The following is a 26,271-nucleotide window of genomic DNA, read 5'->3' on the forward strand; positions in this document are numbered from 1 at the left end:
CTCAAAATAATAATTCTAGCACAATAGATCATTCTCTTGTTACCACTAAAGATATAGAAAAATTAAATGATACTACAAATTTCTATACCGGTTCCAGAATATCTAAAATTGTTGTGGTTGCTGATGAAAATCCTGAAGAGTTGGGACTTAAATTAGCTGGTGAAGTACATGAATAGGTTTCTTAAACATACTCAATAATGACCTATAGAACTATTTTAATATAGGTTAATTTAAAAAATATTGACTTATTAATTTTTATTATGTTTTATTTGAAATAATTATTGATTAATGTTAATAATGATTTTATTTTTTACATAAATAAAGGTTAATTATGCCGCAACTTAAAATAGGTATTTTTAAAATACATAAATATTGTAAAAATATAAAAACTACAACTCAATCAAACGCTAACTATCCCCTAAAGAAAAAAACTACTGAAAAAAAATTAAACCCCACGGTAAAATATATAAATATGATCCCAACCAAGATATTTGGACACTGAATACTGAACTTCTTGGAACAGATTATGACACATAATTATAAATCTAGCATTCTTGACTACATATATATTGTGAACAAATGCTAAGTTTGAGCTTTAAAATCTAATTTATGTTTAATTTACCTATTGATAATATTATCGTATTCATATACTTAATATCTATTCTACTTATTGGTATATATTACCGAGCTAAACATAGTAGTTTTAAGAACTATGCAAATGTTGAAAGTAAAGCGCAAAATAGTAAGCTGTTATTAATAGCTACGATATTTGTAAGTTCTGTCGGAGGAGCCACCACTTTCGGCATTATGGAAAAGGCTTTTTTGGGGCATGAATATTATGCTTACGCTCTTATACTTACAATACCTATAGATATATTAATTGCAATCTATATAGTACCTTTAATTGCCAAACATTACGGAGTTGAAAGCATCGGCGATATCCTGAGTACATATTACGGTAATATAGGTCGTTTTATTGGAGGGGTTAGTGCGGTTATCGTTTCAGTGGGATTTTTGGCTGCTCAAATAAGCGTAAGCGGCTATATTTTTCAATATATCTTAGAAATAAATGATGTAAATGGGGTAATTTTAAGTTATAGTATAGTACTTATATATACTACAATAGGCGGTTTACAATCTATTGTTTTTACTAATTTACTACAATTTTTGGCGATGATCATCGCTATACCAACCATAACTTTTATCAGTTTAAATAAAATCGGTTTTGTAGATTTTATTAATAACCTACCTACGGAAAATACAAATTTTGATCAGAGCAACCTATTTTCTTATACAATTGCAGCAGCTTTAAGCTTTAGCGTCATGAATCTATATCCTACATTCATTCAAAGAGCTTTAATTAATAAAAATCCTACACAAACAACTAAAGCAATATATGCAAAATCCGCTATATATTTTTTCTTCTTGATTTGCATTACTTTAAATGGTTTAATTGCTTATAAGCTTTATCCAAACCAACCATCAAATTTAGTATTACTTTATTTAATCAACCAAATCATCCCGACTTTAATTCAAGGGATAGTAATGAGCGGACTCTTAGCTGCCGTTATGTCTACTGCTGATTCTGATTTAAACGTTACTTCTATAGCTATTGTTAAAGATATAATCAATCCTATTTTTAAGATTAAAAATCAGCAAAAATTATTATTAATTGCTCGAATTATTAACGTTATAATAGGCAGTTTTGCAATAATTGTAGCTTTAAAATTTAGTAATGTAATTGACTTAGTAGTATTTTTCACTGGTTTCTGGGGACCGGTAATATTAGTACCGTTAATAACAACGCTTTTTAGTATCAGAACATCTAAAACTATAATGGTCTTATCATCACTTGGCGGAGCAGCTATCTTCTTAATATGGGAATATTATTCTTTATCATTGCAATATTGCAACCTTAGAGGAGTGTTTATAGGGACGATGGTGAGTCTTGTGATATTTATTCTAGGATGGTGGTATTCTAATGTCATTACAAGGAAAGTCATATAAAATATATTATCTATTTACTTGAAGTTTTAATAATTTAATATATTAACTCAAGATTAATAATTGAATTATGAGGATTTTATGTCTAAGCAAAATAGTATTGAAGGAAAATATAGCATAATAATTCCTATTGAAGACGAGAATGGGAGAATAAAATTTAAGCTTAATTCACGTGATGACGTTAATGGCAGCACTTTAGCTGATATAGCTACGTATAATGATGCTGTTAACTCTTTAATGACAGAAGCTTTAAATTATTCTATTCATGGTACAATGACTCCATATTATCCTGACTTAACTAAATTTAATATTAATGATTTATCTCAGAATGATGCACCTAAATTAATAGGCGAAGCATGCCAAAAATTTAAAGATCCTATTGAGGATATAAAAAGCTAGCCTTATTGCATGAATCCAGAAACCTGCTCGATGTCATTCCTGCGGGAGCGGGAATGCAGTGACCAGTAGGAAAATCGAGCCTTTAATTTTTAAAATTTAGTATGTCTAGACTTTTTAGTGACTGGATTCCCGCCTCCGCGGTAATGACATCACGACTCATACAACTAGGTTTTTCATGAGTTATAATATTAATTTTTTCTGTGCAAAACATTAAAAATCATCTCAGCAAGTGACTTGTTAATACCATTTACTTTAGCAAGCTCATCTATGGTTGCGTCGCATACTGCTTTATACGAACCGAAATAATGCAGTAATGCTTTTTTTCGAGTTTCACCTACACCCTCTATATCGTCAAGGCTTGATATTTTTATAGCACGTGATCTACCTAGTCTATGATTCTTTATGGCAAAATTATGTGCCTCATCTCGCAAGATTTGTAAATATTTCATAACCGGCAAATTCTTATCTAGAGTAAATACTTCCTTACCTATCACATGGAACTGTTCAAAACCGGCATTTCTATCTACTCCTTTTGACATACAAACAAAAGGAATATTCATTTCAAATTTATCCATCACCTCTTTAACGACGCCTAAATGCCCTTTGCCGCCGTCTATAATCATTAAGCTTGGCAATTTATACGGCTCTTGCCTTAACCTTGTAAGCCGCCTTGTTAGGACTTGCCGGAGCATCTCATAATCGTCACCTTTTATGTCACCCCCGCAGTTCTTTATGCCATTCCCGCGAAAGCAGGAATCGATTAACCTTTCTGGATCCCTGCTTTCGCGGGGATGACATACGAGAGAGGGAGCATTGACATTAAAAATCCGATATTCTTTTTTATCAAAACCGACTTTACCAGCAACTACCATCACTCCAACCGCAAACTTACCTTGAATATGGCTATTATCATAAATCTCAATTCTTTCAGGAATTTCAGAAAGACCAAATAGCTCTTTAATTTCAAACATAATCTCTTGATTTTTTGCAAATTTCTTCAAATACTGCTCTAGAGAAAATAAAGCATTTGTCTCGGCATTTTGAACTAATTTAGCCTTACCGCCTTTATTAGGTACTGTAATATTAAGCTGAAGTATATTGTTGATTTTCTTAATCGCCTCTATCACATTCTCTTTATCATTAATTTCATGATTAATTATAATTGCCGCAGGCACGTGTTGTTTTTGGTAAAATTGTAATAAAAAATATTCTAATACTTCTTCTTTGGTACTATTTGCGGTAGAAGTAGGAAAATAAGGGATATTACCGCATGCTTGCCCTGCCCTATATAAAAATACTTCCACGCAATAATGCCCGTTCTTTTCCACAATAGCAATTATATCTGCGTCTTTAACGACATCTGAAACCCCTGCCTTAAGCTGCACATAACTAAGTGCTTTAATGCGATCTCTAATTTCTGCCGCCCCTTCAAAACACATCTGACTACTTAGCTCTTCCATCTTTCTAGATAAGTTCTCTTGGAGTTCTTTAGTGCGACCTTGTAAAAAATCTTTAACCTGAGTTACTAAGTCTCTATAGTCTTCCTTGTTTATTTTACCAACGCAAGGAGCATAACAACGTTTTATTTCATATTGTAAGCAAGGGCGAGTACGTGAATTAAAGTAATTATCCGTGCAGGAACGTAATTTAAAAATTTTTTGTAGTTCGGTCAAAGTAGTATTAACTGCTGCACTCGAGGCAAAAGGACCAAAAAACTTCCCGTCACTTAGAGTTTTACCTCGATATTTTAGTAATTGTGGGAAATCATGATCTAAACGTAACTTAATGAAAGGAAAAGACTTGTAGTCCTTAAGAAGAATATTAAATTTGGGCTGAAATTTCTTGATTAGCTGTGCTTCTAAAAGTAGTGCTTCAACTTCGGAATTAGTGATGCTATACTCTAAAAAACAAGTATTTGCAATCATCCGAAGCGTCTTATTATCTAAATTGCTTTTAATGTAATTAGTAAGGCGTTTTTTTAAATTTTTAGCTTTACCGACATAAATAACTTGCTTGTTAACATCAAACATGCGATAAACCCCTGAATGTTCAGGAGCATCTATAAGTTTAGATTTAATTAACTCACTTCCGGTAATTTCTAGGGTCATGTGTATAGTTTCCTATGTCATTCTTAGCTAAAAGCCGGAATCCAGAAAAAATAACCTTAATATTGATATAAAAATTACACATTAAACCTAAAAAAACAAGTTTTTTATAGGTTTTACTGGATTCCTGCCTTTGCAGGCATGACATAGAAGAGTACACCATGTAACATAACCTTCAATTCCCCGTTTTATTATACGGATTGTCATTTGCGACTTTAACATTCACTATTTTTCGTGTATTGTCATCAAAGAAAAAGGTTATTTTAAACTCATCTCCTACATTTAAATCTACTTTTGGGTCATAAAGCATAATATGCATGCCACCGGGCTTAAAATCAACATTAATATTACCGGCAATTAAAAATGGATAATCCACTTTTACCATTTTACTAACCCCTTGATCATTAATTGTTTGATGAATTTCTATTCCACTTATCTTATCTGAAGATATATTCACTAAATTATAACTCTTACTTCTACTATTTATTAATGTAAAATACATAGCAGAATTGCGAACTTTACCTTGCACATTTGTTGTAGGTCTTGCCCAAGGCTGTACAAAGTGAACGGCTGCCTCTGCAGGTAAATCATCGGACTGATCAGAAGAAGAATTTGTAGAATTAGGATTTTGAGCTGTTTGGTTATCAGCATAGCTTACTGCACAAATTAAAGTTATAAAACTAATTAGTAATGTTTTTAGCATAATAATACCCTTAATAAATTAAAATGAAATATTAGCATAGATTAAATATAAATCTAGTTTTTTAAAAGATATTTTTTGTACAATTCTTGTAGTAATCTCTCTATAGCATAACAAACTGCGGTTCTGGGCATTTGCAAAGTATAGCAATCCAAAAAATCTATTAATTGTTTTTCATCTTTTTTCCTGCTTCACGTAGCATCCAACCTACTGCTTTATGCATTAAATCATGTTTATTGTTTAAGAGTAATGTTGCTATTTCAAAAGTCGTATCTAATGTATTATTTTTAAATACCAAGTAGCACAACTATAGCTATTCGTCTTTCCCACAGAATTGCCGATTTTGTTAGTGTAAAGAGATGATCCTTTTCTTTATCCCATAAATAAGCTCCGATTATATGATGAGCTGATGCATCCATTAAATTCCAATTATTTACGTGTTTTATATTGTTTAAATAAAAATTATACAAAAACTCTTTATCTTGTGCTGTCTGATATTGCATAATCAAAATAGCTAACGCTAAAAATCTCTTTTCATTAAATTCTAAAGTAATAAGTCGGCTTCAATCCTCCATATCCAAATTATAATAACTTTTAGCTATTATACATAAAGTCGGCACGGTAGGTCATGCTCTCCATACTCTCCTTCTCTAGTTTTCAAGAATAGCGTTCTACGTTCTACAGGAATAGTAGCATTCTCAAGTAAAATTCTAATTTGTTGTAAATTTTCTCTCATGTTCAATAAGCCATTTTTTGCGGTCTAGCCCTGAACCATAACCGCCAAGTTCACCGTTATTATTGATGATGCGGTGACATGGAATAATTATAGCAAATTTATTTGCTCCGTTAGCATTTGCAACGACTCTATAAGCTCTTTCCATACCTATTAATTTAGCTTGGGTAAAGTAACTTCTTGTTTCACCGTAAGGTACATTCATTAGCTCTTGCCATACTAATTTCTGAAATTCGCTTCCTAAAAGATATATAGGAGTATTAAATTTTTGCAAAGTACCGCTAAAGTAAGATTTAAGCTCCTCTTCAATTGATATAATCGGTCTAGTGCGATCTGCAGTAATAGCCGATTTTGCGTTAATCTTAAGTCTTTTAATTTTATGCTCTAATCCTTTACTTTCAACAAAATCGAGCAAATAAAGCCTTTCTGTATCACTAATTGCCAGCATAGAACCAAGAGGCGTATCTAGCCAAGCGGATTTTAAACTCATTATTTTACCCTAAATATGATTTTTTATTTAACAATTTTATATTTTTAAAACTAACAATTTATAGGTAATCACTATGATAAAAGCTCATGTTTTTAAACAGGTAATTTTAACCAAAAGGGAACTCGCTATAATAAAATTTAGCGAATACAGCGGACTAAGTATATCGGATATTGCTACTATTGCAAAAGAAGAAGAAAAACCTAACGGAATAATAGATCAGTATAAAACTGGTAAAATAACTACCGCAAAATTTCGTAAGAAAATGAATGAGCTTATACAAGAAAAAACGGTAATCCTATACGAGATAATGAGGTATTTGATCAAGGCTGGAATACTATGTGCAAAATAGAACCTGAAAAGCTAACAGAGCTATATAACTTACAACAGACGCATAAATTTCATATCCACATTATAGGCAATACAAACGAATTACAGCATAATTATATTCAATATAAAATAGAAAAAGCTCCAAATCAATCTACCATTTCTTATACACTTTCATACAAACTTGGTAACTCAAGTGAGAGAGAATTAAAACATTATACAAAACATTTTTTAGCAGCTCACGATTATGAACTGGTATGGCATATGGAAGCTCAAAATGACTATGACCAAAACGTTTTAGACATATTAGGGGAATATTACGATAATACGACTACAGATATTATATCAATATAGTGTTTTTTGTCCAATGAACAATTATTTTCTGCTTAATGATGTCATAGGTATCAAGAGCAATTTGAATGGCATTTTCACACTGATTTTGATCTTTTCGATTCTGTAAGAAGCTAAGTGATTTTCTATAAAAAGCTATTATTGTTTTGTTAGTGCCGAGTTCACTTGGCACATCATTTTTAAATTCAGCTCTTATTTTTTTAACTCTATTTAAAAGATCACTATCTGATAAACGTTTATTATGATGCTGTATTATTGTATTATTTATAAGGGTAGAAAATTTTTGATAAAAGGCAGGATCGATATTGACATAATCCTTAATAATATCTTGTATTTGATTAGCCATATCCATGACCGTGATATCTGTCCTTTTGATAAATTGTTCAAACATTTCATCGTCAAAAATGCTAACCGCTTCAGTTTTAGTAATATAACCGGCAATAACATGCTCATCAAGTAACTTCATGATTTGAGCGATATATATTTTTTTATCCGGTTTTTCTTTATAACGCTTTTCCACTATCTCTTTGAGCTTATTAAATTTTATTCATATTGTAAATTAACTCATTCTTTTTCTTCATAAAATTCATAAGAATTAGAAGCTATAGACATCAAACTTTTAAATTTATTCAACAAGAAAATAAAACTTATTGCATATAGCTTCATCGGCTAAATGCTGTTCGAGCTGTTCAAAATCCAAATCGTTAGGCACATTTATAAAAATATTTTAAATTTCTTGTAGTAACGGAAAAAGTGCTTTCAATTTATCATCTACAAAAAATATAGCATCTTCTAAATCTTCTCTATCAAAATTGTTTACACCATAATTTTCATAAAATTGATGTGCTTGTTTTAATTGATTCACCCTACATAGTCAATTATGTAACCGTATTCTTGAGTTTTCCCTTTTTCTTCAAATAGACGATTCACATGAGCAATTGCTTGTAAAAGATTATGCTCTTTTAATTCTTTGCATATGTAAATAACGACATTACGCGGTGCATCAAAACCGGTTAGTAATCTTGAAACTACAATTAAAATTTCAGAATCATCGGAACTTTTAAATTTTTTAATAATTCTATTATTGAATTTTGCTCCATATTGTTCCCTCATGTTTTTATAAATTTATCTACTTCATTTTCGCTTTCAATATCTTTATAACCGTCCAGGTCATCAGTAGAAGATATAACAACTTCAGAACTTACTTGTCCTATATCATCTAAAATCTTTTTAACCCGTGCCTTTAAACGTTTTTAAATAGTGCGTTGAAATATTCAAATGCTTTGGCATAAATAGCTTCCTTTGTTTGAGCAAGCATCTTTAAGCGACTGAATCTTGTTTTCAAAGCTGCTTCTGCTTCTTTATTTAATTCATTAGTAATCATATCAAAATATTTATCAAGCAATGATTCATCTTCAAGATATTGCCGCATAATACGCCCTTCATAAAATAACTGTATAATCATGTTATCTTTTAACGCATCTTTTATAGTATATTTATGAATTAGCCTACCAAACTTTCTCATAGTGTTTTTTTTGCTCTTTTAAAAGCGGTGTACCGGTAAATGCTATATAACAAGCGTTAGGCAAAATAGTTCGCATGTTATCTGCTAAATCACCGTATTGAGTACGATGACCTGAGTCAATAAGAGCCAAAATCTTATCGTTAGAATCTTTATAATAATCTTCAAGAACTATTTTAAATTTATTAATTACCGTAGTTATAATAGATACATCACTTCTAATTAATTTAATTAGCTCTGCCAATGTAGAAGTTTAGGTTCAAATCCACAAGCTTTAAAAGTACTTTCAATTTGTCCATCAAGTTCAATTCTATCGGTTATAATTATGATACGTGGACTCGCAAGATTAGCGGATTTTAGTAGACATTTGGCAATCATTACCATTGTTAAAGATTTGCCCGTACCTTGCGTGTGCCATTACCCTACCTTTTCTAATGTTATGCTTTTCACGTTCTCCTATCCTTTTTATAGTTGCATGCGTGCTGCAAAATTGATGATGACGAGCTATTTTTCTTACATCATTATTAAAAACACAAAAATTTTTAACTAAATCAAGTCATCTTGCAAGACGACATAGAGCATAAAGGACTTTATCTTGCTCGGGTAGGTTCTACGCTACCTGCTAATTGTTGTTTATCAAAATAATTTCTACAAGTAGCAAAATCACCGGCCTAAAGAAGATTTTTGACCTCTTCAGTTAACGGCTTGTTAATTAAATTACGTATAATATTAATATTTTGTTTTTTCTCCCTCTTCTCACCAAATCTCCAATATTTGTCCGAGCGGCCTACAGCAGCATATTTCGCTTCATTTTTATTTATAACAATTAATAATTGAGCATAATGAAAAAGATGCACATCTGATTTTTGATTACGTATATGCTGAGATATAGCTTGATCTAATGAGTCGATAGGCGATTTACATTCAATTACTACAAAAGTATACCATTAACGAATAATACAATATCACATATACGTATACTACCTTTACGTATTTGACTCTACCGGCATTTCAAAAACAGCATGATAAACATTATTTTTAGGCGTTATACCTACAATCCTATCAGGAAAGGCTGAATCGAAATCAAGTATTGCAATAATTCCTAACTTACTTTTAAGCCTTTTTTATTTAAAGTCTGTTTATAATATCTAACGTCACTACTTGACTTAGGTATATCACCAGTTTGGATAAAAGGAATTTCACCACCATAATATCTAGGGTCATTTCTTGGATGAATAGAAAACTTACCATAATACTGGATTTATTAAATTATTCGAACTAAATATAGGGCCGGTAATATTGCATAAGGTAATATAAAACATAGAAATTAGCTAAAGTCGACAAACCAATCTAATTCCTACGCACCATTTGAACAATCAAAACACAAAAAAGCTAATCTTAATAATTCAAGGAATACTTCTAAAGTGACCCAAAAATCACATAATAGCTGGAAACACAAAACAAAGCTTTTACCAGTAGTTGCTAGCTTAAAATCCTTAATGGAAGGTGGTAGCGGCAGAAACCATATACAAGAAGATAATTCAGACAGTGATTGTGATATTCATAAATGTATGATTTTACAAAATGAACTAAGAACCACACAACATGAAGTCATGACTTTAAAAACCGCACAACATGAATTTACTTCACGTTACATCGGGGGACTGCTTTGTTTTTATGAAATGCTACACAATGATATTACTGAATTCTTAAAAAGTTATATTAAAATTAATACTTGCATTATTTATGTCTAACCTAAGCCATTATAGTAATTCATAGTATCGGTGATACCTAAAACAATATTACTATTAGTATCTAAACTAAAAGAGTGAGTAATATCATCACCTACAGTAACGCCAAGCCAACTATCAAGACCCATGCTTGCTGCTCCCTCTGCATTTATATTTTTTGTTGTACCACTCATATTATGTCCTTATTTTTTTGTTAATTTATAAGAAAATAAGTTGTATTTAATAATTTATTATTCTCTTCACTGCTATAATTTTCTCAAGTAAATAGTAACCTAATCTTTTGAGTATGTAGATTATTGTTTTTGCCTAGATTCTGCTGTTGTAAATACTTCCCATAACCAATAGTAGGTACAGAATATTTTTTTTAGCAAGACATGGAACACAAATGAAAACAAAAGGAACATTCAAAGTTTTACTAAATTTCAAAAAGCTTTGAAACACTTATCGGAAGTGGTGGAGGCAAAGGGAATCGAACCCTTGACCCTCTGCGTGCAAAGCAGATGCTCTACCCCTGAGCTATGCCCCCGATTATTTATTGGCGAGGTTTTTGGAAGCAAAAATATTAAGATAAGCTTTTAACTAATCCCCAAGGTAATGGCTGACCATTGCTCCCTACGACTAAATCTCCAGAAGATTCATATTCGGCAGCTAGAAAAGACTTTTGAGCAGCAATAAGCTTGACCGGTTTGATTTTCTGACCATTATAAAAATATTCCTTAGCCTGTTCCCTAGAAGTCGGGTTATTTTTGGAAGCTGTTTTTGCTTTAGACATATACTATTAACTTTTTCTTAAACTTGTGAAGAATATAAAACTTTTTCCTAAACTTGTCAATAACTACCGTGTCGATAAATAGACATTGCCTAGAAAAAGTTGATAATTTGAAAAGTTTACGTCATTACAAGGAAAATTATAAAGTAATTGACGAAGCAATCTAGTAAAATGCGTAGCATTTTTATCATTTTTCTGGATTGCCACGCTCCTTACAGTCGCTTGCAATGACGATTTGGTATCCATGCAACAGGAGCCTACAGCCGCTTACAATGACGGTATCAACGATTTCTAGGCAATGCCTATAAATATGTTAAGATATCTCAAAACATCATTATTCTTCCGTTATTACTTCACTTTCACCGACGAATACTATTTTAAATTCTACTATTTCTGATATCGTTTTTCCATCATATATACTAAACCCTACTCCTTTAAATTCTACTTTTGCGTTGATATCAGCACCATATGATACTAACAGCTTATATATTTCATCATCCTTAATATCTTTAGAAGTACATCGAACGTTTTTAGCAACCGCATACAAAGGTATTCCTCCGGATTTTCTTTGATCCACCTCAGCTCCGTTCTTAAGTAATAGTTTTGTTACATTAAAGTGCTTACCACTTCATATAAAGGTGATCCTAGCCAAGCTCCATCGTTCCCATTTACGACAGTGCCTTTTGATATTAGATATTCTGCTACTTTATAAGTTCCGTGACGTGCGGCTGAATGTCAAGGAGTATCCTTCAAAATATCACTATACATATTAACATTTGCTTTTTTTCTTCAACTAACCATTTAGCAATTTTTAGTGCATTATTTGTAGATACCGAAAATAGTGCAATAGTAGATACTGCACGTGATTCATTTAAACTCCTTACTACGCCCACTTGATCAAGAAAAATAGACTCTTTTAAAACATTTTCAAAGCTACATTGTTTTACATAATGTTCTATACTTGCACTACTCTTTTGACTTTAGCAACAGAGTTAAATTACTATTTAATAGTTCTTTTATCATATTCTACTTATTTATACTTTGTATTTCTTAAAGGTGATAAAGATCTCATTGTCATTCCTGCAAAAGGCTTGCTTGAATACCCAAATCGTCATTGCGAGCAGCCCGTAGGCTGCGTGGCAATCTTATGAAATAATAACAAACTCCTGAGATTGCTTCGTCAATTGCGATGCAATTTCCTCGCAATGACGATTAGGAAGGCACGCAGACAATACTGAGAACTCCTACTGATTAATCCTTACCGTGCAGATTCTTTCGGTGATTTCTTTCAACTTTTCTACTCTCTGGATGAAGATAAAAAGCATTTTTGTTTAATTCGCCTCTTTCAAATGGATATTTGCAATCAATCAAAAACCCGCATCCACTTTTTTAAAAAGGTTGTATTGTCTTAAGAATTAATGGCTTGTTTTATATCATTCCCGCGAAGGCGGGACTCCAGAAAGTATACAAATCTCGAAGAATTTTTACTTTTTCTAAGAATGTAAAGAAATTTTAAGAAATAGCTATAACCTTTTGATTTTTTCGAGTTTTGCTGGATTCCCACCTTCGCGGGAATGACATAGAGTAAAAATCGTAGGGTATTATAGGTTTTCATCTATTCATTTGCACCATGACAATATTTATATTTCTTGCCTGAACCGCACGGGCATAGCTCATTACGAGATACCCTACCCCAACTAGTAGGATCATCAGGGTTTCTATCTTTTGGGTCAATGCGTGATACGACTGGTTTAAGGTCAGTCTCAAGGCTACTTCCTGCGTTATATTTACTAAATGCCGGATCTTCCCGACTCTCACGCATATTTTTCTGAAGTTTTTTATACTCAAGCGAAACATCTTCTTTTTGAACATGTTTTAAGTCAATATGGAAATGGTATACGGTTTGAATAAATAATTCTTTTAAATTATTAAGCATCTGCTCAAATAAGTTAAATGCTTCTCTTTTATACTCACTTAGAGGGTCTTTTTGGGCATAAGCTCGAAGAGATATACCTTGTCTTAAATGATCTAAGCTATATAAATGATCTTTCCAAACTTGATCAAGGGTAGTTAATAAAATATATTTCACGGCATTATGCATTAACTCGCTACTATAGGCTTCTTCTTTTGACTTATATATATCATAAGCCATTTGTATAACGGTCTTCGTGATTTCTTCTCCTGTTACATCATTTTTACTTACTACATTATGATCAAATTTTATAGAAAAAACACGATGTAATTCTACACTTAAATTCTCTATATCCCAATCTTCTCTATAAGAGCCTACCGGCATGAAAGTTAATACTATCTTTTTGGCGAGTTCCTCAGTAGTACTATTCAAGAAACTGTGACTATCTTTAGATTTAATAATTTCAGTACGTTGCTCGTATATTATCTTCCGTTGGTCATTCATTACATCATCAAAACGTAATAAATTTTTACGCATTTCGTAGTTATGTCCTTCCACTTTTTGCTGCGCTTTCTCAAGTGAACGACTAATCATCGGATGGTGGATAGCCTCTCCGTCTTTCAATCCAAGTGTTCTAAGGACTCCTGATATACGATCTGATGCAAAAATACGCATTAAATCATCATCAAGCGATAGGAAAAACTTAGTTTTACCAGGATCACCTTGTCTACCTGATCTTCCTCTTAGCTGATTATCTATCCTACGGCTTTCATGCCTTTCCGTACCTATCACAAATAAGCCGCCTGCTTCAATAACCTGCTTCTTTTCTGCGGCAAATTGAGCTTTTATTTCAGCTATTTTAGCTTCATAATTATGTTCTTTATCCAGCTGTGCTATTAACATTTCAGGATTACCGCCAAGCATAATATCAGTACCGCGCCCTGCCATATTAGTTGCAATCGTTACTGCCTTAAACCTACCTGCTTGAGCAATAATAAAAGCTTCCTGCTCATGAAATTTGGCGTTTAATACTTTATGAGGGATTTTTTCTTTATTTAAAACGCTTGAAAGTTCTTCTGACTTTTCTATGCTTATCGTACCAACAAGTATAGGCTGGCCACGATCGTAACAATCCTTAATTAGTTTTAAGATAGCATCATATTTTTCTTTTTTACTGCCGTAAATTTCGTCATCAAGGTCAAGCCTTGTAACTTTATTATGGGTTGGGACTGCGACCACATCGAGATTATATATATCTTTTAGTTCCGGTGCTTCGGTCATAGCCGTACCGGTCATACCCGATAATTTAGGATAATTACGAAAATAATTTTGGAAAGTAATAGATGCTAAAGTTTGGTTCTCATTTTGAATTTTCACATTTTCTTTTGCTTCTAATGCTTGATGTAACCCTTCCGAATATCTACGCCCTTCCATTACACGACCGGTAAACTCATCAATAATCATTACTTTACCTTCACGCACCAAATAATCTACATTAACAGTAAACATATTATGAGCTCTTAAGGCTTGGTTAACATAATGTACTAAAGTTAAATTCTCAAAATCATATAAACTGGTATCCGGTTTTATAATATTTTCTTTACTTAAAAGCGATTCTATATGTGTAATGCCGGTTTCCGTTAAATTGATAGTTTTTAATTTTTCGTCTTTTTCAAAATCACTTGCATTAAGCAAACGTACTATTTTATCAATTTTACCGTATAATTCTGCATTATCATTAACCGGACCCGAGATAACGAGCGGAGTTCTTGCTTCATCTATCAAAATCGAATCAACCTCATCGATGATAGCAAAATTCAAAGGACGAAGTACCCGCTCCTGCAAGCTATACTTCATATTATCCCTTAAATAATCGAAACCGAGTTCATTATTTGTTGCATGAGTAATATCGGCGTTATAGGCAGCTCGTTTTACTTCATCAGGCATACCGCCAACAATACATCCAACCGATAAACCTAAAAAATTGTAAATTTTACCCATGGAAGCAGAATCACGGCGTGCTAGATAATCATTTACGGTTACAACATGTACACCTTTTCCAGTTAAAGCATTTAAGTAAGCAGGAAGCGTTGCAACCAAGGTCTTACCCTCACCGGTACGCATTTCGGTAATCATGCCTCGATGTAATATCAGGCCACCTATAAGCTGAACGTCAAAATGACGCATACCACAAATTCTTTTAGCTGCTTCCCTAACTACCGCAAACGCCTCATATACTATATCGTCTAAAGTAGCTCCGTTTTTAAGCTTTTCTTTAAACTCCACAGTTTTATTCTTCAACTCCTCATCTGATAATTTTTGTATAGCAGGTTCAAGCGAGTTAATTTTTGTAATTTCAGCAAATAGTTTTTTTACAGTACGATCATTTGCAGTACCGAAAAGTTTTTTTAAAATAGAAAGCATTAAAGTCCTTATGATATTTTTAATATTTAGTACTTAAGTATAGGTATATTTTATAAAATTATCAAATGTTATAATTTTATTTAAATGAATAGTTTTTTACTACAAATATTTGTAAATTATTATTGATAAATAAAATATTCTCAAATAGCTGTTGACGGTTATATATTATTTTTATAAAATTTAAGCTTATATTTAACACAATTATGAGTCATAAATGAAAAAATTATCTGTTATATTTTTATCAGTTAGCATGCTTTCCGGTATTGCTTTTGCTGATAAAGACAAGGTAGTTGCTACCTATAAAGGCGGTGAAGTAAAAGAATCGCAAATTATGAAAGAATTTAAGCCTCAGCTTAATCTTCAATCAGGTGAAACAATCAAAAATTTTGATGATTTCCCACCACAAGATCAGGAAAAATTAATAAAAATTTATGTCAATAATCTTTTGTTAAAAGAAGAAGTTGCTAAGTCAAATATTACTTCTTCTAAAGAATTCCAAGAAAAACTTGAAAATGCAAAAAATCAATTAGCTCAACAAGAATTACTAGCAAACTACATAAAATCTAACATTACAGATAAAATGTTTGATGACGAATATAATAAATATGTCGGTAATCTTAAAGGTAAAGAACAAATAAAAGTTGCTCATATTTTAGTTAAATCTCAAAAAGAAGCTAATAATATAAAAACCAAATTAAGCAAAGGCGGAAACTTTACTAAGCTTGCAGAAGAGTTATCTCTTGATAAAGCTTCAGCTTCAAACGGCGGCGTTATCGGTTACATTCTACTAAATCAACCTGGGCAGTTAGTACCGGAATTTGAACAGAAAGCTTTTGCTTTAAAAGTAAATGAAGTGTCAACTCCTGTAAAAACCGATTTCGGTTGGCATATTATCAAAGTGCTTGAGAAAAAACCTGTGCCTATTCCAACAAAAGAAGAAGCAAAAGTAACTATTGATAATATATTAGCTGCAGAAGTACTAAAGAAATATATTGCTGATTTAGAAGCTAAAGCTGATTTAAAAATCATGTTACCTAAAGCAGACAGCAAAGCGGGATCGTAATTTATATTTTGTCATTGCGAGAGCGGGCATTATCCATATACCAAGTGTCATTACGAGGAAAAACTGTAAGTTGTGACGAAGCAATCTCAGGAGTTTGTTATTACTGCATAAGATTGCATCGCTTCGCTCCTCGCAATGACGGTTTGGGTATCCACGCAACAATGCCTCCGCAGGAATGACATAGGATTCACACAGTAACGCCTCTATCCAAGGATAATATTATAACTACTCTCAATCACAGCAAATGCTACGCATACAGGGTAATCATCCGCAAGAGAAAGGTGAATATTAAAAGGAGAGAGTTTGTTTGTATAGTTTGAGCTAACTTCTACTATAGGCTTACCTAAATCATTATTTAGTATAGTAATATCTTTAAAATTTATACCTTGACCTATACCGACTCCAAAGGCTTTACTAACAGCCTCTTTAGCAGCAAAACGCTTGGCTAAAAAAGCAGCATGGTTTATTTTCCCCAACAAAGCAAACTGTTTTAATTCCTTTGAAGTTAGAATTTTTTTAGCAAAAAATTCTGGATATAAATGTAATATTTTTTCGATTCTAGGAATTTGTACTATATCAGTACCAACACCGATAAGCATTTACTTATCGGTTTCATAATCTTCGCCATTCTCATCAATAAAGATTTGATCATCTAAATCAGAATAATCTTCCCCGATATAAACTTCAGGTAAATACTCAAATTTTTCTTCTACAGCTTCTGATGCATCTTGATTAACAAGCGGCTCTATCATAGTTCTTGTACGCAGACTATTTATTAAATCTTGTTCTAACTGAGCTACTGATACTTTTCCAGCAGCAATTCTACGTAATGCGATAACAGGAGGCTTATCACGCTTTTCTTTTTTGATTTGATTAGTTTCTACTTTATAATTTAATAATTTAGCATATCTTGTTGCTAGGACAACAAGCCGAAACCTATCCGGTATAATTTTATTACAATCTTCTGCTGTAATCCTTGCCATAATCTTTCTCCATTAAAAATAGTATACCACAAATAAATAGGGGACGAGTATACACAGATCAACTTCAAAAAGAGCAAGGAGTTCACAAGGCAAGGAACGCAGCGTATACTTAATACGTGAGTACCGCAGCTCTTGTAGAACGACGTAGCCAATTTTTGAAGTTGATCGAGTATATTATACCCTTTTTATATCTGCACCGCAATTACTTAATTTTTTTTCTAAATCTTGGAAGCCACGGTCTAAATGATATATTCGGTGTAATACGGTTTTGCTATTAGTACTAAGACCGGCGAGTATTAGCGATACCGAAGCTCTAAGATCACTTGCCATAACTTCTGCGCCTTTTAACATTTCTACACCTCGAACAACCGCCTTATTACCTCGTACTACTATATCTGCTCCCATTCTACATAATTCAGGGACATGCATGAAACGATTTTCAAAAATATTCTCGGTGATCATTGAAACACCGCTACTAAGCGTCATAAGGCTCATAAATTGTGCTTGCAAATCAGTAGCAAAGCCAGGATAGGGATTAGTTTCTAAATCAACTGAATTTAACTTCCCTTCATAAGTTACTTGAACTCCATTATTGATCGGCACGACTTTTATACCCGTTTCGATAAGTTTTAAAGCTATATTTTCTATAATATGGTAATCAATCCCACAAATTTTTACATCACCTTTAGTAATAGCTGCCGCAAACATATAAGTACCGGCTTCAATACGATCAGAAAGTACTTTATAGCTCGCTTTATTTAAAGAATCCTTGCCTTTAATTGTTATTTCGCTAGTGCCAATACCTGCAATATCGGCTCCTATTGTGATAAGACAATTACATAAATCAACTATTTCCGGCTCTCGACCGCAATTAAAAAGTACAGTTTCCCCCTCTGCTAAAACAGCTGCAAGTATTGCATTAATCGTAGCACCTACGGAAACTTTATCAAAAACAAAATGAGTACCTTTTAAACGTCCTTTACTTGAAGCGTTAATATAACCGTCTTCTATTTCAATCGTAGCTCCCATAGCTTTTAATACAGCAATATGCAAATCTACTTGCCTTGCTCCAATAGCACAACCACCCGGAAGCGATACTTTTGCTTTACCGTATTTGGTAAGCAAAGGACCAAGCACCCAAATCGATGCTCTCATTTTACGGACTATTTCATAATCTGCAGTAAAGTTATTTATATTTTCGGCATTAATTATAAGCTCAAATTCATCTTGATGTTCTATTATTTCAATATCTGCCCCGTGACTTCGGAGCAAATCTTTCATAGTACTAACATCCGTTAACTTTGGAACATTAGTAATATGCAGTTTATCGGTAAGAATAGACGCTGCCATAATAGGCAGCACGGCATTTTTAGCACCGCTAATATTAATACTACCTTTAAGAGGTGTACCACCGTGAATAATTAATTTGTGCATAAATTATTTTGATAAAATTGTAACGTCATTGCGAGGAGAAACTGATTAAATTGTCATCCCACAACTGGATCCCGTGGTCAAGCCACGGTATGACACCGATTATACATCCAAATTCACGACATTCAACGCATTTGCTTGGATAAATAACCTGCGAGGTTCAACAACGTCACCCATTAAAGTAGAGAAAATGCCTTCTGCTTCATCAATTTCTGCAACTCTTACCTGAAGCAAAGTTCTTTTTGTAGGGTCAAGAGTAGTTTCCCATAGCTGGTCGGAATTCATCTCACCAAGACCCTTAAAACGCTGAATATTTATACCTCTTTTCCCGCATTCTATAATGGTATTTAACAACTGACTCGGTGTTAAAATATCGAATTCCTGACTTTTCACTATAAGCTTTAATTGCTTACTAAATATATCAAAAATCGTTAAAGCAAGCTTTGATATTTGTACAAACTCAAATGATTCTAACTGCTCTTTCAATAATATTTTACTTTCTTTTAAACCCCTACTAAAGCGGAAGAACTCTATTTTATTTTCATGTTTTAAAACTTCCCAATTAGTCTTATCAGGCGAATCTTCTAAGCTATTTAAAACATCTAAAGCTTTTTTAAGTCTTAAATCACTTTCAGGCTCAAATATTTTGTTATTAAGTAAGTCATTAATCACAAGAATTTCAGTAATTGAGCAATTAAATTTTTTGCTAGCATGGTCAAGCAAGCCGTTAAACTTCACTACTTTATTAATTAGCTCTTCTAAATTATCACCCACTAACTGCTCTTTACCGTCTAGAATTAAGGTTGCATCATTAATAGTTGATTTGATCAAATAATCTTGCAGCGCTTGCTCATTCTTTAAATAAAGCTCGGCTGCTCCTTTCTTTACTTTATAAAGCGGTGGCTGAGCTATATATAGATAGCCTTTATTTATTAGCTCAGGCATATGACGATAGAAAAACGTGAGTAATAAAGTTCTAATGTGCGAACCGTCAACATCAGCATCGGTCATAATAATAACTTTATGGTATCTAAGCTTTTCTAAGGAAAATTCTCGTTCAACACTAATTCCAAGAGCTGTAATTAACGTACCGATTTGGTCCGAACCGAGCATTTTATCAAATCTTGCACGTTCAACGTTCAAAATTTTACCACGCAAAGGCAATATAGCCTGAATTTTGCTATCCCTACCCTGCTTTGCAGTACCGCCCGCAGAGTCCCCCTCAACAATAAACAATTCTGAAATAGCAGGATCTTTTACATGGCAATCTGCAAGTTTACCTGGTAAATTCGAAACTTCTAAAGCTGATTTTCTTCGAGTGAATTCCCTTGCTTTTCTAGCAGCTTCACGAGCATTCGCAGCTTCCATAATCTTAGCTATAATTGCCTTAGCTTCTGCTGGATGCTCTTCAAACCACTCAAGCACCTTTGTATAAACGGTATTCTCAACAACCGGTCGTACTTCGGAGCTTACTAGCTTATCTTTTGTTTGAGAAGAAAATTTAGGATCAGGCACTTTAACGGAAAGCACACAACATAGCCCTTCCCTAGTATCTTCACCGCTAAAGTCATTTTTAGCTTTTTTATTAAGACCCGTAGTATCAAGATACGAGGTAATAACACGTGTTATCGCTGATTTGAAAGCACTAAGATGAGTTCCGCCATCACGCTGTCTAATATTATTAGTAAAGCATAAAATATTTTCATGATAAGAATCGTTCCAATGCATTGCAAGCTCAAGGCTTATACCGGACTCAGCATTCTCCGTATTAACTACTATACATGGATGAATAGCGTGCTTCGCTCTGTCTATATATTTTACATAAGCTTCTATACCGCCCGTATAATAAAACTCTACTTCTTTAACTTCTTCAAAGCGATTATCGACGAGTAAAATCTTTACGCCTGAATTTAAAAAAGCAAGCTCACGAAGACGATGCTCTATAGTGCCGAAATCAAATTCTATATTAGTAAATATTTCTACAGACGGAAAAAAAGTAACTTCTGTACCTTTTTTATCAATATTTTCTTTGACAACCGCAAGTGGAGCTTCCGTTATACCGTTATTAAATCTAATCAAATATTCCTTATTATTACGCCAAATACGTAGCTCAAGCCATTCAGAAAGAGCATTTACAACCGATACACCGACACCGTGTAGACCGCCTGCAACCTTATAAGTGTTCTGGTCAAACTTACCGCCGGCGTGAAGTTGCGTCATAATAACTTCAGCTGCCGATATTCCTTCTTCTTCATGAATTTCAACGGGTATACCTCGCCCGTTATCGGATACGGTTACTGAACCGTTTTTATTTAATGTTACTCGTACTAGATCGCAATAACCGGCAAGCGACTCATCGATAGCGTTGTCGACTACTTCATAAATCATATGATGTAGACCCGACCCGTCTCCAACATCCCCGATATACATTCCCGGTCTTTTTCTTACGGCTTCAAGACCTTTTAAAACCTTTATGGAATCAGCACCGTATGATGATGCGTTAAATTTTTCTTCAATTTCCGACATATTATATATTTGGTATTTGGCTCTATTACTTGTTGCTAGAAATAATAAAAATGACTATAACGTAACTTATTAAAATAGTAAAGTTTCTTGATTTAAAATTAGCGAGATAATAATGAATATATTAAAGTTAAAAAATATTTTCGACGTAATTAATGATTATGACGTGTTTTTATTCGATCTTTGGGGGGTAATAATCGAAGGGGAGCGTACCTATCCGTACGTCGTACAAAATATCAATAAGATTATTGAACGAAAAAAAGTATATTTTGTCACTAATGCTCCAAGAAATATTTTTTCACTGCATCAAACAATTAAATCGTGGGGATTAAATGCAGAACCGGAAATGATCATTAGCTCAGGCGAAATAGCAGTAGAAATGATACTAGAAAGTAAAGAGCGGTTCGGTATAGAAAAACCAGTAATATATCATTTAGGACATTTAGAAAATGATATAATAAACAGAATGCAATGTCCTATCACTGATGATATTAACAAAGCTAATATTTTCTTAATGACTATTTACAGAGACGAAAACGAAAATTTAGATTTAAACGAATTCGATGAATTATTTAAAATTGTTGTACAACGTAAAATGGTCAATATTTGTGCTAATCCTGACCTTGGAATAAATCAGCACGGTGTTTATAGATATTGTAGCGGCTATTATGCCGAAAAAATAAAGCAGCTTGGCGGAAAAGTAATTTATAGCGGTAAGCCATATGAAGAAATATATAGCAAAATTTTAAAAGAATGTCATAATACCCCTAAGAATCGCATGTTAATGATTGGGGACACTGTTTACACTGATATACTTGCAGCAAATCGCCTTGGTATAGACTCTGCCCTAGTGTTAACCGGAAATTCTAGAGAATATCATATTGATTTTGATAATATTGATGAAAAACTAGATAGTTTAATGAAAGCTGCTGTTAAGCAATCGATTACACCTACTTTTGTTGTTGATTTATCTTAAATAGCTTTGCCATCATTGCGAACGACTAAAGGTGTTGTCGCATGGCTAGTTTATGTCATTCCCGCTTCCGCGGGAATGACATAGAAAGGCGGGAATGACATCAAAAGAACCCTATTGATATTTTACTCATAATCTGCTATAGAGTAAAACTTAAGCGGTCGTGGCGAAATTGGTAGACGCGCAGCATTGAGGGTGCTGTTCTGTAAAAAGATTGGAAGTTCAAGTCTTCTCGACCGCACCATTCGCCGGTTTTTCACAAAGTCAAGTTTTGGTCTGTTTCGACACTTCAGATTTTATATTTACTCCTAAGTTCTTCTTGTTAACAAATGTTTGTGCTAATTGTATACTCCTGATAAATGAAAAAGAGTTGAAATAAAAACTATTGCTTATTTGTACTCTGTGATTTATATTGATTAGTAAATTGTACACAATTCTGTGCTAAGCCTAGCTAACCAGCTTTAAATAATTATAATAAGTCTATAAAAACTATTAGGTCCATAGGCTATGCCTAATTTCAATATATTGAAAAGTATCTTACCAGATCATCACGATCAATTTGCTGAAATTTTTGATCAAATTAACGATCTGATTGAAGATCACAATTATGATGCTGCTGCAAGCAGGCTGGCCAAGCTTCATTATGCCGATTTAGCAGATTTCTTAGATAATCTTAACAATAAAACATATAAAATAATTATTCCCTTATTACAGGATGAAATTAAGCCTGAAACGTTAGTATCATTAAATGCTTATAGTAAACCTTTAATAATAGAAACTTTAGGCATAAAAAAATCTGCAGAATTAATCAATAAGCTAGTTATAGAAGATGCTATTGAAGTAGTAATCGATCTAGACGATGATATAAAAGACCTTATCCTAAGTAATCTCACTAAAGAAAAAAAACACCAAATTACCGTAGGTTGTACATATCCCGAAAATACAGTAGGTAGGGTAATTGAGCGAGATTTTATTAATCTTCAAGAAGGATGGACGGTCGAGGAATCATTAAATTTTATCAAGAACGTAAAGAATGACTTTTATGCGGCAATCGTTACAGATAATAAATTACGTCCTATCGGTATTATTTCTCTTAGCACGCTAATTAAAGGCAAAAAACATGAATTGATAAAAGATTTGATGAGCAAAGATTTTAAGCTTGCAGATGCTTTTACCGACTTAAATGAACTAAGCTTCATTTTTAGACAATATGCTTTAACTATTGTACCGGTAGTAAATAAAAGCGGTAAGTTAGTAGGTAGCGTATCAATTGATAATATAATTTATATTATCGAAGAACAAGCCGGTAAAGATATATTATCATTAAGCGGGGTACACACTCAAGATACTTTCTTCAATGTATTTTATACCGTTAAACATCGTTTTCCTTGGCTCTTTGTTAATCTAATCACTGCCTGCATGACCTCACTTATCATTAACCATTTTAACGATACTATTGCAAAACTTGTAACGCTTGCAGCCACTATGCCTATTGTAGCTTCAATGGGCGGAAATGCTGGAACACAAGCCATGACCGTTACGGTGAGAGCCCTTGCTAATAAAGATATTCATTATAATAATGTCAATAAAGTTATATTAAAAGAAATAGCCGTATCAGCTTTTAACGGTTTTGTACTTGCAATTATCGGAGCAGGACTTAGCTTTGTGATGTTGCTTGACTTAAATCTTAGCATTATTTTTGCTATTGCAGTTATTTTAAATTTTTTAGTAGCCGGATTATTCGGCTCTGCTATTCCTATAATACTGCATTATTTTGATATAGACCCCGCTACAGGCTCTGGTGTATTTCTAACAACCATAACCGATGCTCTAGGTTTCCTAACTTTCTTAAGCCTTGCTCATATTTTTTTAGTGTAAAATTTGGTGTTTATTCAAATAAAAATACATACACATTACAGCAAACAGTAGCTATAGCTCCAAGACATTTACATATACCACAACTTGTATCCTGATTTTCAAAGTCGGCAATATTATTCTCATAAGATATATTATGATCTCTTTGTATATTCTGATTATTATTAATATTTGACTCTTTGAACAATAAATTTGCAACAGTTAGTATTAACTCACCCTGTGATGCAATTAGATTAGTATTATTTAAGGAGCTAGCTTGTGCGTACTCTTGTACTTCTAAACTATTACGGTTTGACATAGTTATATTTTGACTTTAGGATTAATATTTAAAATAATATAACAATAATCTTTAGGTTCTGTGAAGGAAAATTAAATTATTTATATTTTTAGATATTTTTTAGCGAAAATTAATAAGATTTTTGCAGTAATAGTTGTTCCTATTTCAAAAAAATCTTATGATTTACAGCAAAAATAGATTAATTTAATTTTTCTTCATAGAACCTACTCGAAATAGTTGATATTGTCATGAGCTAAGGGACTGCAAAGAGCGTGGCAATGACGTAAACTTTTCAAATTATCAACTTTTTCTAGGCAATGCCTAATTTTTTAATTAATAGCCCACAAATTATAATGAAATAAGAAAGGAGTTTTTAGCATATTACCGCAATAAATATAAACAATATAAAACCATAACGGGGCTCCACAATGTATAAAAAAGAAAACTATTGCTGTTGGTTTATTAATTTTTTCACTCCAAATAGGACTTGATTTTAGCCGATTACTATCTATCCCCGCTTGTGCTACAGAGCTGCTCCAAACCAAAATGCAATACGCCAATCAAGTCCAAAAGAAGTAACAAGTGTTCCTACCACCAATGCTACGGTTGCACCTAACATTACAAAAACAACAAGCGAAGCCACCACCCAATAACGTTGAGGAATTTTTGTCATTTCGGCTAGATAAAGCTCGGCACCTACTACCTCCTCTATATAAGGACATCCCCTGAGCGATACGACACGCAGTTACTACAAAAGTCGTCGTAATACCAATTTCGGCATAAGTTTTTATAATTAGCCATTATACAACAACAAAGCGACATTAAAAAAGTTGTAATAATGACCGTTGCCTTACGACCTATAGTATCTTCTATCCAACCGAATATTAAAGCACCGATAGGTCTAAACACATATGTTGCACAATATGCAATGGCAGAATATAGAGAAGCCGCTCATGCATCGGCTTCAGGAAAAAATAGCTTGTTAAGTAGTACCGCCATGTGTACATAGAGCATGAGATCAAAATATTCAAGAAACGTACCTATCAATAGTAGCCCTATTGCTTCTTTTTGATTACGGACTAAACTTTTTTGCTCTTTTGCGTAACTTCCATACTTTTTTACAGATTAGTTAAAATTAATAAAGAACTATACTGTTTTCTATAAAAATAAAAGTCAATTTAACAAAATTAAATTTTATAACATTGCTAACTCAAGACAGGTGTCGTAATGAGCTGAGCGACTGGAGCGTATCAATCTAAAAAAATAATAATAAATTCTAGTTTACAGAGTTTTTAACTAGATTGCTTAGTCAATACACTTTGTAATTTCCTTGCAATGGCGTTAATTTATTAAATAATCTATCTTTATTTAAGCAATATGCCAATAAATTTCTAATTTAATACTTGCAATTTATCTTATAATTACTTATATTCAGATTCGCTTAGCTTAAAAAGCACTAAGGCATTTTATATGTAATTAATTTTGATCCCCTTAAACTTTTTACATTAAAATGCCGTTATTTTATTTAAGCGGGTGTAGCTCAGGGGTAGAGCGCTACCTTGCCAAGGTCGAAGTCGAGGGTTCGAATCCCTTCACCCGCTCCAATGATTTTTTTCGTTTTATGTCATTCCCGCGTAGGCGGGAATGACATAGATCATGCTT

The 26,271-nt window shown here is 33.0% G+C and carries 30 protein-coding genes, 3 tRNA genes and 2 pseudogenes; 10 read left to right on the top strand and 25 right to left on the bottom strand.

Annotated features, from left to right (window positions below; translation table 11 throughout):
• Nucleotides 1-609: 609 nt before the first annotated feature.
• Entirely contained in the window at nt 610-2,007 is a 1,398-nt protein-coding gene (locus tag ACPKKV_RS05850; protein ID WP_392506663.1) for a sodium:solute symporter family protein, read from the top strand.
• 78 nt (nt 2,008-2,085) lie between these two features.
• Nucleotides 2,086-2,403 carry a hypothetical protein gene (locus ACPKKV_RS05855; protein ID WP_392506962.1) on the top strand — a complete coding sequence of 106 codons (318 nt, stop codon included), beginning with the start codon at nt 2,086-2,088 and terminating at the stop codon, nt 2,401-2,403.
• Between the two features lie 188 nt (nt 2,404-2,591).
• Here ACPKKV_RS05855 and uvrC read toward each other — a convergent pair whose 3' ends face one another.
• The 6 genes and pseudogenes from uvrC to ACPKKV_RS05885 all read right to left on the bottom strand — a co-directional run bounded on the left by uvrC (nt 2,592) and on the right by ACPKKV_RS05885 (nt 6,431).
• Nucleotides 2,592-4,511, bottom strand: coding sequence for an excinuclease ABC subunit UvrC (uvrC, locus tag ACPKKV_RS05860; RefSeq protein ID WP_392506664.1), 1,920 nt, complete (start codon nt 4,509-4,511; stop codon nt 2,592-2,594).
• A 172-nt stretch (nt 4,512-4,683) separates the two neighbouring features.
• Nucleotides 4,684-5,211 carry a copper chaperone PCu(A)C gene (locus tag ACPKKV_RS05865; protein WP_392506665.1) on the bottom strand — a complete coding sequence of 176 codons (528 nt, stop codon included), beginning with the start codon at nt 5,209-5,211 and terminating at the stop codon, nt 4,684-4,686.
• A 160-nt stretch (nt 5,212-5,371) separates the two neighbouring features.
• A complete protein-coding gene (locus tag ACPKKV_RS05870; protein WP_392506667.1) occupies nt 5,372-5,506 on the bottom strand; it encodes a DNA alkylation repair protein in 135 nt (44 codons plus the stop codon).
• The gene (locus ACPKKV_RS05875) at nt 5,496-5,711 is read right to left on the bottom strand and encodes a DNA alkylation repair protein (RefSeq protein WP_392506669.1); all 216 of its coding nucleotides are present in this window, start codon (nt 5,709-5,711) and stop codon (nt 5,496-5,498) included. Before ACPKKV_RS05875 ends, ACPKKV_RS05870 begins: the two co-directional genes overlap by 11 nt.
• Before the next feature lie 60 nt (nt 5,712-5,771).
• Nucleotides 5,772-5,944 (bottom strand): annotated as a pseudogene (locus tag ACPKKV_RS05880) (DNA alkylation repair protein).
• Nucleotides 5,919-6,431 (bottom strand): methylated-DNA--[protein]-cysteine S-methyltransferase, encoded by a 513-nt coding sequence (locus tag ACPKKV_RS05885; RefSeq protein WP_392506670.1) that lies wholly within the window; start codon nt 6,429-6,431, stop codon nt 5,919-5,921. Before ACPKKV_RS05885 ends, ACPKKV_RS05880 begins: the two are co-directional and overlap by 26 nt.
• 262 nt (nt 6,432-6,693) lie before the next feature.
• On the opposite strand from ACPKKV_RS05885, the pseudogene ACPKKV_RS05890 reads away from it, so the two are divergent.
• A pseudogene (locus tag ACPKKV_RS05890) lies at nt 6,694-6,881 on the top strand (hypothetical protein); the annotation flags it as partial.
• A gap of 214 nt (nt 6,882-7,095) precedes the next feature.
• On the opposite strand, the gene ACPKKV_RS05895 reads toward ACPKKV_RS05890, so the two are convergent.
• The 7 genes from ACPKKV_RS05895 to ACPKKV_RS05925 form a co-directional block, all read right to left on the bottom strand.
• Nucleotides 7,096-7,626, bottom strand: coding sequence for a type I restriction enzyme endonuclease domain-containing protein (locus tag ACPKKV_RS05895; RefSeq protein WP_392506672.1), 531 nt, complete (start codon nt 7,624-7,626; stop codon nt 7,096-7,098).
• A 207-nt stretch (nt 7,627-7,833) separates the two neighbouring features.
• The gene (locus ACPKKV_RS05900; RefSeq protein ID WP_392506673.1) at nt 7,834-7,971 is read right to left on the bottom strand and encodes a hypothetical protein; all 138 of its coding nucleotides are present in this window, start codon (nt 7,969-7,971) and stop codon (nt 7,834-7,836) included.
• Nucleotides 7,968-8,219 carry a type I restriction enzyme subunit R domain-containing protein gene (locus ACPKKV_RS05905; protein ID WP_392506674.1) on the bottom strand — a complete coding sequence of 84 codons (252 nt, stop codon included), beginning with the start codon at nt 8,217-8,219 and terminating at the stop codon, nt 7,968-7,970. Before ACPKKV_RS05905 ends, ACPKKV_RS05900 begins: the two co-directional genes overlap by 4 nt.
• 130 nt (nt 8,220-8,349) lie before the next feature.
• On the bottom strand, nt 8,350-8,631 hold the full coding sequence (locus ACPKKV_RS05910; protein WP_392506675.1) for a hypothetical protein: 282 nt from the start codon (nt 8,629-8,631) through the stop codon (nt 8,350-8,352).
• Nucleotides 8,615-8,872 carry a hypothetical protein gene (locus ACPKKV_RS05915; RefSeq protein WP_392506677.1) on the bottom strand — a complete coding sequence of 86 codons (258 nt, stop codon included), beginning with the start codon at nt 8,870-8,872 and terminating at the stop codon, nt 8,615-8,617. The genes ACPKKV_RS05910 and ACPKKV_RS05915 overlap by 17 nt, the downstream gene beginning before the upstream one ends.
• Nucleotides 8,860-9,012 (bottom strand): restriction endonuclease subunit R, encoded by a 153-nt coding sequence (locus tag ACPKKV_RS05920; RefSeq protein ID WP_392506678.1) that lies wholly within the window; start codon nt 9,010-9,012, stop codon nt 8,860-8,862. Before ACPKKV_RS05920 ends, ACPKKV_RS05915 begins: the two co-directional genes overlap by 13 nt.
• Nucleotides 9,013-9,299: 287 nt before the next feature.
• On the bottom strand, nt 9,300-9,557 hold the full coding sequence (locus tag ACPKKV_RS05925) for a type I restriction endonuclease (RefSeq protein ID WP_392506875.1): 258 nt from the start codon (nt 9,555-9,557) through the stop codon (nt 9,300-9,302).
• A 495-nt stretch (nt 9,558-10,052) separates the two neighbouring features.
• Here ACPKKV_RS05925 and ACPKKV_RS05930 point away from each other — a divergent pair, with 495 nt between their 5' ends.
• Entirely contained in the window at nt 10,053-10,382 is a 330-nt protein-coding gene (locus ACPKKV_RS05930) for a hypothetical protein (protein WP_392506679.1), read from the top strand.
• On the opposite strand, the gene ACPKKV_RS05935 is transcribed toward ACPKKV_RS05930, so the two are convergent.
• From ACPKKV_RS05935 to secA, 5 genes are all read right to left on the bottom strand, one after another.
• Nucleotides 10,379-10,552, bottom strand: coding sequence for a hypothetical protein (locus tag ACPKKV_RS05935; protein WP_392506963.1), 174 nt, complete (start codon nt 10,550-10,552; stop codon nt 10,379-10,381). The genes ACPKKV_RS05930 and ACPKKV_RS05935 overlap by 4 nt on opposite strands.
• A 278-nt stretch (nt 10,553-10,830) precedes the next feature.
• Nucleotides 10,831-10,905: transfer RNA gene (locus ACPKKV_RS05940), tRNA-Ala, on the bottom strand.
• 36 nt (nt 10,906-10,941) lie between these two features.
• Nucleotides 10,942-11,151: a hypothetical protein gene (locus tag ACPKKV_RS05945; protein ID WP_392506681.1), complete on the bottom strand. Its 210-nt coding sequence runs from the start codon at nt 11,149-11,151 to the stop codon at nt 10,942-10,944.
• Nucleotides 11,152-11,482: 331 nt separating this feature from the next.
• Nucleotides 11,483-11,725 (bottom strand): hypothetical protein, encoded by a 243-nt coding sequence (locus ACPKKV_RS05950; RefSeq protein ID WP_392506682.1) that lies wholly within the window; start codon nt 11,723-11,725, stop codon nt 11,483-11,485.
• Between the two features lie 1,038 nt (nt 11,726-12,763).
• Nucleotides 12,764-15,484 carry a preprotein translocase subunit SecA gene (secA, locus tag ACPKKV_RS05955; protein ID WP_392506683.1) on the bottom strand — a complete coding sequence of 907 codons (2,721 nt, stop codon included), beginning with the start codon at nt 15,482-15,484 and terminating at the stop codon, nt 12,764-12,766.
• Between the two features lie 214 nt (nt 15,485-15,698).
• On the opposite strand from secA, the gene ACPKKV_RS05960 reads away from it, so the two are divergent.
• Nucleotides 15,699-16,547 (top strand): foldase protein PrsA, encoded by an 849-nt coding sequence (locus ACPKKV_RS05960; RefSeq protein WP_392506684.1) that lies wholly within the window; start codon nt 15,699-15,701, stop codon nt 16,545-16,547.
• A gap of 203 nt (nt 16,548-16,750) precedes the next feature.
• On the opposite strand, the gene acpS is transcribed toward ACPKKV_RS05960, so the two are convergent.
• From acpS to gyrB, 4 genes are all read right to left on the bottom strand, one after another.
• Nucleotides 16,751-17,146, bottom strand: coding sequence for a holo-ACP synthase (gene acpS, locus ACPKKV_RS05965; protein WP_392506685.1), 396 nt, complete (start codon nt 17,144-17,146; stop codon nt 16,751-16,753).
• Nucleotides 17,147-17,530, bottom strand: a complete 384-nt coding sequence (gene rpoZ, locus ACPKKV_RS05970) for a DNA-directed RNA polymerase subunit omega (RefSeq protein WP_392506686.1) — start codon at nt 17,528-17,530, stop codon at nt 17,147-17,149.
• A gap of 174 nt (nt 17,531-17,704) precedes the next feature.
• Complete coding sequence (gene murA, locus ACPKKV_RS05975) at nt 17,705-18,964, bottom strand: UDP-N-acetylglucosamine 1-carboxyvinyltransferase (RefSeq protein ID WP_392506687.1); 1,260 nt, start codon at nt 18,962-18,964, stop codon at nt 17,705-17,707.
• A 99-nt stretch (nt 18,965-19,063) separates the two neighbouring features.
• On the bottom strand, nt 19,064-21,487 hold the full coding sequence (gyrB, locus tag ACPKKV_RS05980) for a DNA topoisomerase (ATP-hydrolyzing) subunit B (RefSeq protein ID WP_392506688.1): 2,424 nt from the start codon (nt 21,485-21,487) through the stop codon (nt 19,064-19,066).
• 112 nt (nt 21,488-21,599) lie between these two features.
• On the opposite strand from gyrB, the gene ACPKKV_RS05985 reads away from it, so the two are divergent.
• The 3 genes from ACPKKV_RS05985 (at nt 21,600) to mgtE (ending at nt 24,335) form a co-directional block, all read left to right on the top strand.
• Nucleotides 21,600-22,460 (top strand): TIGR01459 family HAD-type hydrolase, encoded by an 861-nt coding sequence (locus ACPKKV_RS05985; RefSeq protein ID WP_392506689.1) that lies wholly within the window; start codon nt 21,600-21,602, stop codon nt 22,458-22,460.
• A gap of 154 nt (nt 22,461-22,614) precedes the next feature.
• Nucleotides 22,615-22,701 (top strand) — tRNA-Leu (locus ACPKKV_RS05990).
• Between the two features lie 263 nt (nt 22,702-22,964).
• Complete coding sequence (gene mgtE / locus ACPKKV_RS05995) at nt 22,965-24,335, top strand: magnesium transporter (RefSeq protein ID WP_392506690.1); 1,371 nt, start codon at nt 22,965-22,967, stop codon at nt 24,333-24,335.
• A gap of 10 nt (nt 24,336-24,345) precedes the next feature.
• Here the strand turns inward: mgtE and ACPKKV_RS06000 are convergent, their stop codons facing one another.
• From ACPKKV_RS06000 to ACPKKV_RS06010, 3 genes are all read right to left on the bottom strand, one after another.
• Nucleotides 24,346-24,630, bottom strand: a complete 285-nt coding sequence (locus tag ACPKKV_RS06000; protein ID WP_392506691.1) for a hypothetical protein — start codon at nt 24,628-24,630, stop codon at nt 24,346-24,348.
• A 502-nt stretch (nt 24,631-25,132) separates the two neighbouring features.
• Complete coding sequence (locus tag ACPKKV_RS06005) at nt 25,133-25,282, bottom strand: hypothetical protein (protein WP_392506692.1); 150 nt, start codon at nt 25,280-25,282, stop codon at nt 25,133-25,135.
• Nucleotides 25,283-25,317: 35 nt separating this feature from the next.
• A complete protein-coding gene (locus tag ACPKKV_RS06010; RefSeq protein ID WP_392506693.1) occupies nt 25,318-25,518 on the bottom strand; it encodes an MFS transporter in 201 nt (66 codons plus the stop codon).
• On the opposite strand from ACPKKV_RS06010, the gene ACPKKV_RS06015 reads away from it, so the two are divergent.
• Both ACPKKV_RS06015 and ACPKKV_RS06020 read left to right on the top strand, forming a co-directional pair.
• Entirely contained in the window at nt 25,448-25,618 is a 171-nt protein-coding gene (locus ACPKKV_RS06015; protein ID WP_392506964.1) for a hypothetical protein, read from the top strand. The two genes, ACPKKV_RS06010 and ACPKKV_RS06015, sit on opposite strands and share 71 nt — an antisense overlap.
• Nucleotides 25,619-26,138: 520 nt before the next feature.
• Nucleotides 26,139-26,213: transfer RNA gene (locus tag ACPKKV_RS06020), tRNA-Gly, on the top strand.
• Nucleotides 26,214-26,271: the final 58 nt, after the last annotated feature.

It is taken from the genome of Rickettsia finnyi (genome assembly GCF_049668125.1).
Lineage (GTDB): Bacteria > Pseudomonadota > Alphaproteobacteria > Rickettsiales > Rickettsiaceae > Rickettsia > Rickettsia kotlanii.